Raw genomic sequence first — 10,493 nt, forward strand, 5'->3', positions numbered from 1 at the left:
GTTTTGGTGGGACACCCACTCAATCGCGATCCGCGAGAGCTTGGTTCGTGTCCCGGTGGCCACCCGGTTTCCCTGGCGACTTGGAGAACTTTACATGCCCCGAAACCACCCGAAACAGGGGGGTCGGTTAACAAGATCAGCGCAGGTCAGACCCCATGACGGAGCCCGCCCACGGCCCAGTCTGCCCCGAACCGGCCGGGAGCGCCACCGAAAGCCGCCAGGTCCGCCGCTGAAAGCGCCCAGGTCCGCCACAGAAAGCCGGCCGGGCGCCATGGAAGCCGGCCGTAGACGCCACCAAGGAACATTGCTCCGACTACATTGCGCCGTATTGCTCCGAGGCAAAGCTCCGCTTAGCGTCGATCGCATGAACCTCGCGTACGACGACCTAGGCCCCCGGGACGGACAGCCCGTGCTGCTCGTCCACGGCCACCCCTTCGACCGCTCGATGTGGCGGCCCCAGGCCAAGCGTCTGGCCGAAGCCGGCTACCGCGTCGTCACGCCCGACCTCCGCGGGTACGGCGAGTCGAAGAGCCGGGACACCAAGACCGGCCTCGACGTCTTCGCGAACGACCTCGTCGAGCTGGCCGACGACCTGCGGCTGGGGCGCTTCGTCCTCGGCGGCCTGTCCATGGGCGGCCAGATCGTCATGCAGCTCGTCGCGGACCACCCGGACCGCGTGACCGCGCTCGTCCTGGCCGACACCTTCGCCGGCCTCGACACGCCGCAGGCGAAGCAGGCCCGCTACGACACCGCGGACCGGGTCGCCGCCGAAGGGATGGAGCGCTACGCCGAGGAGCTCCTCCCCAAGATGATCTCGAAGCAGACCCGCGCGACCAGGCCGGACGTCGAAGCGCACGTCCGCACCATGATGCGCAACGCCCCGAAGGACGGCGCCGCGGCCGCGCTCAGGGGCCGCGCCGAGCGTCCCGACTACACGAACGGCCTCGAAACCATCGGAGTCCCCACGCTGGTGGTCGTCGGCAGCGAGGACGAGTTCACCCCGGTCGCCGACGCCGAGCTGATCCACCGGAAGACGAAGGCTTCCACCCTGGTGGTGATCGAGGGTGCCGGCCACCTGCCTAACCTGGAGCGCGAGACCGAGTTCGACGAGGCACTCAGCACCTTCCTGACGAACAGCACGCACAGCAAGAACAAGCGGAGCCACCCATGACCCACCAGCAGACCGTGTTCGTGACCGGCGCGAGCGCCGGCTTCGGTGACGCCATCGCGCGCCGGTTCGTCGCCGAGGGTGCCCGCGTGATCGCGGTCGCCCGCAGGGCGGACAAGCTCGAGAAGCTGGCCGGTGAGCTCGGCGACGCCGTCCTCCCGGTCCAGCTCGACGTCAGCGACCCCGAAGCGGTCAAGGACGCGGCGGACAACCTGCCCGAGGGCTGGCAGCAGGTAGACGTCCTGGTCAACAACGCCGGCCTGGCCAAGGGCCTCGAGCCCGCCCAACGCGCCGAGCTCGACGACTGGGACCAGATGATCGCGACCAACGTCCGCGGCCTCGTACATGTCACGCGCGCGCTGCTGCCCGGCATGGTCCAGCGCGGCCGCGGGCACGTCATCAACATCGGCTCGATCGCCGGCACCTACCCCTACCCCGGCGGCAACGTCTACGGCGCGACCAAGGCGTTCGTCCACCAGTTCAGCCTCAACCTGCGCAGCGACCTGCACGGAACGGGCGTTCGGGTGACGAACGTCGAGCCCGGCATGGTCGGCGGCACGGACTTCTCGAAGGTCCGCTTCGACGGCGACCAGGACAAGGCCGACAAGGTCTACGAGGGCACGACGCCGTTGACCGCGGAGGACGTCGCCGAGTCCGTCCACTGGGCCGCGAGCCGGCCGGAGCACGTGAACATCAACGTCATCGAGCTGATGCCGGTGGTCCAGAGCTTCTCGGCGCTGCAGATCTACCGGGAGTCCTGAAACAGGGAGAACAGCGCCTGCTGACCGGGGTCCAGCTCGGTCAGCAGGCGTTTCGCCCGCGGCCGGCCGCCGGTGGACGGGTAGCGCAGCACCAGTTCGCCGATGCCGGCGAGCCGGTCCAGCAGTTCGCGGACCGACAGGTTCATCCCCGCCCGGTCGGCCTCGCGCCGCATCAGGTGCGTCACGGTCGCGGCGAGCACCGAGACCAGGCCGTGCGCGGCGATGCGCTGCGGCGTCCACTCCCAGCGCGGGGTCGGGCCGGTGACGGCGGGGCCGGTGAGCCACCGGAACGTCGATTCGAGGTGGGTGCGGGCCCGGTAGGCCGTGACCACGTCCCCGATGGGCCAGTCCCGGTCCGTGACCAGCACCTGCTTGCCGAAGAACTCCTCGTCCAGCCGGGCCAGCGCGGCAGCGTCGATCCGCCGTTCCACCCGGATCTCGCCGGGCCGGTTCCCGCTCAGGACGGCGGTGAGCACGCGCTCGATGCGCCGGCCGCGGGTCACGCGGCCGATTTCGGCGTGGACCTGGGCGCGGTCGCCGCCGTGGGTCCCCGCCGCCAGTGCCTCGGCCAGGCCGTCGAGTTCCCGGGTCGCGGTGGCCAGCTCGTCGGCGAACGCGCGGGACTGCGCCGCGTGCAGCGTCGCCGAGTGGGTGAGGATCACGCGGCGCCGGACGCCGTCGACGACCGCGTGCGTGTCGAGCGCCGTGAGACCGGCGAACCGATCGGGGTCGACGCGCTTGCGCGCGGACGCGGGCTGGGTCAGCAGCTCGGGGTGGTCGGGCAGCGGCAGTGACCCGACGAAGCCGCTGCGCGAGCCCAGGTCCAGCTGGGCCGCCTGACCCGCGTGGAAGACCAGCGTGGCCGGGCCCAGCCCCTCCATCACCGAAGCGAACGTCGGCGCGGTGCCGTCGTCACGGCGGTACAGCCGCGACGCAAGCGGGATGGCGCCGTCGCGGGTCACCCGCAGGCCCACGCCGGCGAGCACGCTCCGGCACGCCGAAGGCAGCGTGCAGTCGGCCGCGGCGAACGCGGCGAACTGCGGGACGTCGACGGCGAGCGCCGCGTGGTCGTCCAGCGTGGCCAGGACGGCGTCGGCGACGGTTTCCTCGATGCCCGCGACGCGTTCCGGCGTGAGGCGTTCCAGGGCGCGCCACACTCCCTCCACTGTGGACAACCGGGGGCGCACGAGGTCGGCGGCCGCCGCCGCGGCCCACCACTCGCCGATCGGCGTCCCGGGGGCGGTCGCGCGGTGCAGCACCGCGACGGCGAGGGTCAGCCCGAGCGGAGGTTTCGATCGCACGACGTCGTCGACCCGGCGGACGAAGTCCAGCCGGGAAAGCGTCGCCCACACCGCGGCGACGTCGCCGTACGTCCGGTGCGACGCCGACGCGGGTTCGCCGCCCGGGACGGCGCGGGCGATCTCGTCGGCCGTGCCGAGGTAACGCTGGGTCACCACCCGTGGCTTGCCGTCCACCCGGGCGGACTCCGCGAGGTAGTAGTAGGTCCGTCCGCCGATCTTCTTCCCGACCACCGATGCCACCCTTTAGGTAATACACGTCCGGAGGCTGATCGACAACCACGCGAACCCGCTGACCTGCGGCGACGAGCACCCGCACTACGCAGCCGAGAGAGGTGCGGAACACACACTGGCTGGTCTCGTGAGGACGGTCCTAGCGTGGGCGGAATGGGACCCGAACCCGACGCCACCGCCCCGACCGCCTCCGCGATGCGCCGTGCGCTCGCCCGGGCGCGTGACGGGAAGACACTGGACGTAGCCGAAGCGAGCGTCCTGCTGCACGCCCGCGGGGAAAACCTCACCCAGCTTTCCGAGTACGCCTCCCGCATCCGCGACGCGGGCCTGGCCGAGGCCGGGCGCGCGGGCATCATCACCTACAGCCGCAAGGTGTTCATCCCGCTGACCCGGCTGTGCCGCGACCGCTGCGGCTACTGCACGTTCGTCACCGTGCCCGGCCGGCTCGAATCGCCGTTCCTTTCCCCCGACGAGGTCCTCGACATCGCCCGCAAGGGTGCCGAGATGGGCTGCAAGGAAGCCCTGTTCACGCTGGGCGACCGGCCGGAGGACCGCTGGAAGGCCGCCCGCGACTGGCTGGACGCGCACGGCTACGACGACACGCTGTCCTACGTCCGGGCGATGGCGATCCGGGTCCTGGAGGAGACCGGCCTGCTGCCGCACCTCAACCCCGGCGTGCTGACCTGGCAGGACTTCCAGCGGCTCAAGCCGGTCGCGCCGTCGATGGGCATGATGCTGGAGACCACGGCGACCCGGCTGTGGAGCGAGAAGGGCGGCCCGCACTACGGCTCGCCGGACAAGGACCCCGCCGTCCGGCTGCGGGTGCTGGAGGACGCCGGGCGCAGCAGCGTCCCGTTCACCACCGGGGTGCTGATCGGCATCGGCGAGACGCACGAGGAGCGCGCGGACGCGCTGTTCGAGATCCGCAAGGTCGCCAAGACCTACGGCGGCATCCAGGAAGTCATCGTGCAGAACTTCCGGGCCAAACCGGACACGAAGATGCGCGCGACGCCCGACGCCGACCTCGAAGAGCTCGCGGCGAACATCGCGGTGGCACGGCTGGTGCTCGGCCCGAAGATGCGCATCCAGGCGCCGCCGAACCTGATCGGCAACCAGTACGACCTGATGATCCGCGCGGGTATCGACGACTGGGGCGGCGTCTCGCCGCTGACCCCGGACCACGTCAACCCCGAACGCGCGTGGCCGCAGATCGACGAGCTCGCCCGGCGCACCGAGAAGGCCGGGTTCGAGCTCAAGGAGCGGCTCACCATCTACCCGGAGTACGTCAAGGCGGGCGAGCCGTGGCTGGACCCGCGCATCACCCGGCACGTCGCCGCGCTCGTCGACTACGACACCGGGATGGCCCGCGAAGGGGCGATGCCGGTCGGCATCCCGTGGCAGGAGCCGGACGGCGGCTGGCAGCAGTCCGGCCGCACCGACCTGCACACCGAGATCGACACCAGCGGCCGCACCGAGGACCGCCGCAGCGACTTCGATTCGGTCTACGGGGACTGGAAGGAGATCGGCGACCGGATCAAGACCGGGCCGCAGAAGTTCGACTCCACGGTCCTCGAAGCCTTGCGCAGCGCGGAAAAGGACCCCGCGGGGCTGTCCGACGACGCCGCGCTGGCCCTGCTGTCCGCCGAGGGCAAGGAGCTGGACGCCTTCACGAAGCTGGCCGACGACCTGCGGCGCGAGACGGTCGGCGACGACGTCACGTTCGTCGTCACGCGGAACATCAACTTCACCAACGTCTGCTACACGGGTTGCCGCTTCTGCGCCTTCGCCCAGCGTCGCACCGACGCCGACGCGTACACGCTCTCGCTGGAGCAGGTCGGCGACCGCGTCGACGAGGCGTGGGCCGCGGGCGCGACCGAGATCTGCATGCAGGGCGGCATCCACCCGGACCTGCCGGGCACCGCGTACTTCGACCTCGCGGCCGAGGTCAAGCGCCGTCAGCCGGAGATCCACCTGCACTCCTACAGCCCGATGGAGGTCGTGAACGGCGCTTCGCGGACCAACCTCTCGCTGAAGGACTGGCTGATCAAGGCGAAGGAAGCCGGCGTCGACTCGCTGCCGGGCACCGCGGCGGAGATCCTCGACGACGACGTCCGCTGGGTGCTCACCAAGGGCAAGCTGCCGACGTCGGAGTGGATCAAGGTCGTCACCACCGCGCACGAGGTCGGGCTGCCGACGACGTCCACGATGATGTACGGCCACGTCGACACGCCCGCCCACTGGGTCGCTCACCTGAAGCTGCTCGCACGGCTTCAGCGCGAAGGCCTCGAGAAACACGGGCGGCGCGGGTTCAGCGAGTTCGTGCTGCTGCCGTTCATCCACCAGAGCTCGCCGATCTACCTCGCCGGCCTGGCCCGCCCGGGAGCGACCCAGAACGAGAACCGGGCGGTCCACGCGCTGGCCCGGCTCCTGCTGCACGGGATGATCGACAACATCCAGAGCTCCTGGGTGAAGCTCGGCACCGAGGGCAGCCGCGCGGTGCTGCAGGGCGGCGTCAACGACATCGGCGGCACGCTGATGGAGGAGACGATCAGCCGGATGGCGGGCGCGTCGAACGGGTCGTACAAGACGATCAGCGACATGCGCGCGATGGTCGAGCCGCTGGGCCGCCCGCTGGTCCAGCGCACGACCGGCTACGGGCGGCCGTCGGCCGAGCGGATCGCCGCGGCCGAGGCGTCGGACGGTGTCGCGACCGCCGTGCGCAAGCCGCTCCTGCCGCTGCTGACTCCTTGAGCGGTAGCGGGCGCCCGGCTCCGGGGCGCCCGCTACTCTTCCCCTGCATGGGGGTTTTCCGCATCGCGCCGCTGCTCGTTCTCGTCCTGCTCGCGGGCTGCGAGAGCCCGCCACCGCCGGTGCCCACGACGACACCGAGCCCGACGTACGCGCCACCGCCGCCGGCCGGGCTGTCCCTTTCGGTCGGCCCGGTCGAAGCGGGACTCGGCCACCGCGCCAGCGTCCTCACCCTGACCAACCTGGACACCGTCCCGCGCAAGGTCACCGGCTACCCCGACCTGAAGCTCCTCGCGGGCGACGGCGCCCCGCTCGACGTCCACGTCGAGCACGGCACGTCCTACTTCGCCCGCGACCTCGGGCCGCAGAACCTCACCGTGCAGCCGGGCGGGAAGGTGGTGGCCGTGCTGGCGTGGTCGGCCACCGTGACGACCGGCGACAAGCGCACCGGCGCCGCGATTTCCGTGGTCCCCGCCCCGGGCGAGCCCGCGCAGAACCAGCTCCTCGACACCGATCTGGGCACCACAGACACCGTCACGGTCAGCTCGTGGGCCACCGAAGTCGGGGCATAACGACCTTGTGTCACCGCTCACAAACCGACGGTTGATCAGCGGGCTTCTGTGCTAACTCTGTTCCTTCACCCGCCGGAAGGGACCTCGATGATGAGCACCTCCGTAGCGCCACTGGAGATGGTCGACACCGACCGCTACCCGCTCACCGAGCCGGACAGCCCTGCCTGGCGGGAGACCGTCGGCCGCACCCGGGCCGAACTCGCCGACGTCGGCTGCAGCGTGCTCGCCGACTTCGTCCGGCCCGAGCTGCACGAGGTGCTGCGCGCCGAATGCGCCGCGCTCGAGCCGCACGCCTACACGAAGATCGAGAAGGTCAACGCCTACAACACCGCACTCGGCACGCCGCTGCCCGATGACCACCCCGGCCGGACGATCATGGAGCGCGGCAACGCCTTCGTCGCGCGCGACCACATCCCCGCGTCGGCGATCATCAGCCGCCTCTACACCAGCCCGTTGTTCCAGCGGTTCGTCCGGGACTGCTTCGCCCTGCCGGAGCTGCACGAGCTCGCCGACCCGCTGTCCGGGCTGACGCTCAACGTGATCGCGCCCGGCCGCGCGCACCCGTGGCACTTCGACACGAACACCCACACCGTCAGCATGCTGACCCAGGCGGCCGAAGCGGGCGGGATCTTCGAGTACTGCCCGGGCATCCGGTCCGCGGCGGACGAGAACTTCGCCGCGGTGCGGTCGGTGCTCGCGGGCGACGGTACCCACCCGGTCCGGCGGCTCGCCCTCCGCCCGGGCGATCTTCAGCTCTTCCAAGGACGCTTCGCCCTGCACCGGGTCAGTACGGTGGAGGGGGCGATCGCGCGGCATTCCGCGATCTTCGCCTACAGCGAGCGCCCCGGGGTGATCGGCAGCGCCGAGCGGACCAGGCAGCTGTTCGGCCGGGTGCTGCCCGCCCACCTCGCGGAGCGCACCGCCCGCGGCGACGAGCTGCTCGACTAGTCCGTCCATCCCCCCACCGCCGCCCTCGACGGACAGCGGAGCCGCGACTGGACCACTCGACCAGATCAGGAGCCTGGCCTGTGCCTTTCGACTCGACCGGCAAGATCTCGTTCGACCACATCTACACCGCGCCCGACCCGCGGCCGTTCTTCGGCACGCTGCGGCGCGTCGGCTACGAAATCCCCCAGCTGGCCAAGCCGTACTTCGCCAAGCTGATCGGCGAGCACCCCGCCGAGCGGCCGACCGTCCTCGACGTCGGCTGCTCGTACGGCGTCAACGCGGCCCTGCAGCGGTGCGACGCGACGATGGACGACCTCTACGCCCACTACACCGATCCGGCCGTGCGCGCGCTGGACCACGCGGCACTGGTCGAAGCGGACCGGAAGCGCACCCGCCCCGGCGACGTCCGGTTCTACGGCCTGGACAGCTCGGCGCCGGCCCTCGAGTACGCGCTTTCCGCCGGGTACCTCGACGAGGCGATCCACGCCGACTTCGAACGCGACGACCCGGACGGCACCCAGCAGAAGCTCCTGGACGACGTGGACCTGGTGATCTCCACCGGCTGCGTCGGGTACGTCACCGAGAAGACCCTCACCCGGGTCGCGCGCGGCGCGCGGCCGTGGATGGCGCACTTCGTGCTGCGGATGTTCTCCTACGAACCGATCGCCGAGAGCCTGGCCGAACTGGGGTACGAGACCGCGAGCGTCGACGGCGTGTTCCGGCAGCGGCAGTTCGCCTCCGGCGAAGAGCAGGCACAGATCCTGGACACGCTGAGCGCGGCCGGCGTCGACCCCACCGGGCTGGAGTCCGACGGGTGGCTCTACGCCCGGCTGTACGTTTCGCGCCCCGGGGGCGCAACCGCAAGGAAATCCCCGACTTCCGAACGAGAAGGATGACCGTGAGCAGTCCGGACTGGTCCACCCGCACCTTCGGCAACGAGGAGCGGCTCCCCCGCGTCCCCGTCCCCACCCTGGAAGCGAGCTGCCACCGCTTCCTCGAGTGGTGCGGGCCGCTGCTGACGCCGGACGAGCTGGCGGAGACCGAGGCGGCGGTGGCGGAGTTCCTGGCACCGGACAGCCCCGCGCACGGGCTGCAGGCGGCGCTGGAGGAGTACGACCGCTCGCCCGGCGTGCGGAGCTGGCTCGACACGTTCTGGCCGTACCGCTACCTCGGCCGCCGCGACCGGATCGCGCTCAACGCCAACTTCTTCTTCCTGTTCCGGGAATCCCCGCTGGGCCAGGTCGAGCACGCGGCCGAGCTGACCGCGGCCGCCGTGGACTACAAACTGCGGCTCGACGACGAGCTCGTGCCGCCGGTGCTCCTGCGCGGCACGCCGCAGTCGATGGTGCAGCACAAGTTCCTGTTCTCGGCGACGCGGATCCCCGGTGACGTCCTCGACAGCGCGCGCACGCAGTTCCCGTCGCCCGAGCGGCACATCGTGGTGTTCCACCGCAACACGCCGTTCCGCATGGACGTCATCGCCGAGGACGGCCGCGCGTACTCAACCGCGCAGCTCGCCGACGGCCTGCACGCGATCCTCAAGACCGGCCGCTTCACCGACGAGCCGGACACCGCCGCCGGGCACTTCACCACGAAGGCCCGCGCCGAGTGGGCGGCTTCGCGGGCCGCGTTGCTCGAAGCCGGCAACGCCGACGCGCTCGAGACCATCGAAACCGCGCTGTTCTGCCTGTGCCTGGACGACTTCACGCCGTCGAGCACGCTCGAAGCCGGTGACCGGCTGCTGTACGGCGACAACCGCTGGTACGACAAGGCCGTGTCGCTCATCGTGTTCGAGGACGGCACCGCGGGGATCAACGTCGAGCACTGCGAACTCGACGGCACCACGATCCTCGGCTTCACCGACGCGCTCCTGAGCGGCTCGCGGGACCCACGGGAGGCGGCCGGCGGCGTGCCGGGCTTCGAGGCGGTCGAGTTCACGCTGACCGGCGAACTCCGCGAAGACGCGCGCGCCGCCGGAGCGGCCTTCAAGGCCTACGCGGACGCCACCGCGACGCAGACGGTGTCCTTCGACTTCGGCGCCAACCGGGCGAAGGAACTGGGCGTGTCCCCGGACGCGTTCGCGCAGATGTCCTACCAGCTGGCCCACCGCCGGGCGAAGGGCCTGACCGGCGCGACGTACGAGTCGATCGCCACCCGGCAGTTCCAGAACGGCCGGACCGAAGCCATGCGGGTCGTCACGCCCGAGGTCGTGCGCTTCGCCGACGTCATGACCTCCGACGCCTCCGCGGAAGAAAAGCGCGAAGCCTTCCGTACCGCGGCGGCGAAGCACGTGGCCCGCGCGAAGGAGTGCCAGGCCGGGGACGCGCCGGAGCAGCACCTGTGGGAGCTGCAGCTGATCGGGAAACGGCGTGGCGACACCGAAACCCCGGCCCTGTACTCCTCGCCGGGCTGGCTGAAGATGCGCGACGACTACCTGAGCACCAGCTCGGCGCCGTCGGTCAACATCCGGTACTTCGGGTTCGGCTCGACGAGCCCGCAGTGCATCGGCATCGCCTACGTGCTGCTGCCGGACCGCTGGAACATCTACCTGAGCACGCCGAAGCACGTCTCGGCGGAGATGTACCGCTTCGCCGACGAACTCGCTCGCGCGGTGCGCGAACTGCAGGACCTCCTGGCTTAGTGGTTGCCGTCGGAAGTCCTTCGGGGGTATTCGGCGGATCCAGGTTTCCGCTGGGCGTGCGACCGCGAGGTCCTCGTACCGGGTTGTACTCGGACCTTGCGGCCGTGCGTCCAGCGGGAAGCT

General features: G+C 70.9%; 8 protein-coding genes. 7 read left to right on the forward strand and 1 reads right to left on the reverse strand.

Annotation, left to right across the window (positions count from 1 at the left end):
* The first annotated feature begins 364 nt into the window (after positions 1–364).
* Both AB0F15_RS44165 and AB0F15_RS44170 read left to right on the forward strand, forming a co-directional pair.
* A complete protein-coding gene (locus AB0F15_RS44165) occupies positions 365–1,171 on the forward strand; it encodes an alpha/beta fold hydrolase (RefSeq protein WP_360283786.1) in 807 nt (268 codons plus the stop codon).
* Positions 1,168–1,929, forward strand: a complete 762-nt coding sequence (locus AB0F15_RS44170; RefSeq protein WP_360283788.1) for an SDR family oxidoreductase — start codon at positions 1,168–1,170, stop codon at positions 1,927–1,929. The genes AB0F15_RS44165 and AB0F15_RS44170 overlap by 4 nt, the downstream gene beginning before the upstream one ends.
* On the opposite strand, the gene AB0F15_RS44175 is transcribed toward AB0F15_RS44170, so the two are convergent.
* Complete coding sequence (locus tag AB0F15_RS44175) at positions 1,914–3,461, reverse strand: transposase (protein ID WP_360283790.1); 1,548 nt, start codon at positions 3,459–3,461, stop codon at positions 1,914–1,916. The genes AB0F15_RS44170 and AB0F15_RS44175 overlap by 16 nt on opposite strands.
* 153 nt (positions 3,462–3,614) lie before the next feature.
* On the opposite strand from AB0F15_RS44175, the gene AB0F15_RS44180 reads away from it, so the two are divergent.
* From AB0F15_RS44180 to AB0F15_RS44200, 5 genes are all read left to right on the forward strand, one after another.
* On the forward strand, positions 3,615–6,212 hold the full coding sequence (locus AB0F15_RS44180) for a bifunctional FO biosynthesis protein CofGH (protein WP_360283792.1): 2,598 nt from the start codon (positions 3,615–3,617) through the stop codon (positions 6,210–6,212).
* Positions 6,213–6,331: 119 nt separating this feature from the next.
* On the forward strand, positions 6,332–6,781 hold the full coding sequence (locus tag AB0F15_RS44185; RefSeq protein WP_360283800.1) for a DUF4232 domain-containing protein: 450 nt from the start codon (positions 6,332–6,334) through the stop codon (positions 6,779–6,781).
* 90 nt (positions 6,782–6,871) lie between these two features.
* Positions 6,872–7,729 (forward strand): arpA protein, encoded by an 858-nt coding sequence (locus AB0F15_RS44190; protein ID WP_360283794.1) that lies wholly within the window; start codon positions 6,872–6,874, stop codon positions 7,727–7,729.
* Positions 7,730–7,809: 80 nt separating this feature from the next.
* The gene (locus AB0F15_RS44195; protein ID WP_360283796.1) at positions 7,810–8,625 is read left to right on the forward strand and encodes a class I SAM-dependent methyltransferase; all 816 of its coding nucleotides are present in this window, start codon (positions 7,810–7,812) and stop codon (positions 8,623–8,625) included.
* Positions 8,622–10,370: a choline/carnitine O-acyltransferase gene (locus AB0F15_RS44200; RefSeq protein ID WP_360283798.1), complete on the forward strand. Its 1,749-nt coding sequence runs from the start codon at positions 8,622–8,624 to the stop codon at positions 10,368–10,370. The genes AB0F15_RS44195 and AB0F15_RS44200 overlap by 4 nt, the downstream gene beginning before the upstream one ends.
* The last annotated feature ends 123 nt before the right edge of the window (positions 10,371–10,493 follow it).

Origin of the sequence: Amycolatopsis sp. NPDC026612 (assembly GCF_040638285.1) — a bacterium.
GTDB lineage: Bacteria > Actinomycetota > Actinomycetes > Mycobacteriales > Pseudonocardiaceae > Amycolatopsis.

Bases quoted from the DNA above. Each gene is read 5' to 3' on its own strand.
- AB0F15_RS44165 (WP_360283786.1), top strand. From the start codon at position 365: ATGAACCTCGCGTACGACGACCTAGGCCCCCGGGACGGACAGCCCGTG.
- AB0F15_RS44170 (WP_360283788.1), top strand. From the start codon at position 1,168: ATGACCCACCAGCAGACCGTGTTCGTGACCGGCGCGAGCGCCGGCTTC.
- AB0F15_RS44180 (WP_360283792.1), top strand. From the start codon at position 3,615: ATGGGACCCGAACCCGACGCCACCGCCCCGACCGCCTCCGCGATGCGC.
- AB0F15_RS44190 (WP_360283794.1), top strand. From the start codon at position 6,872: ATGAGCACCTCCGTAGCGCCACTGGAGATGGTCGACACCGACCGCTAC.
- AB0F15_RS44200 (WP_360283798.1), top strand. From the start codon at position 8,622: ATGACCGTGAGCAGTCCGGACTGGTCCACCCGCACCTTCGGCAACGAG.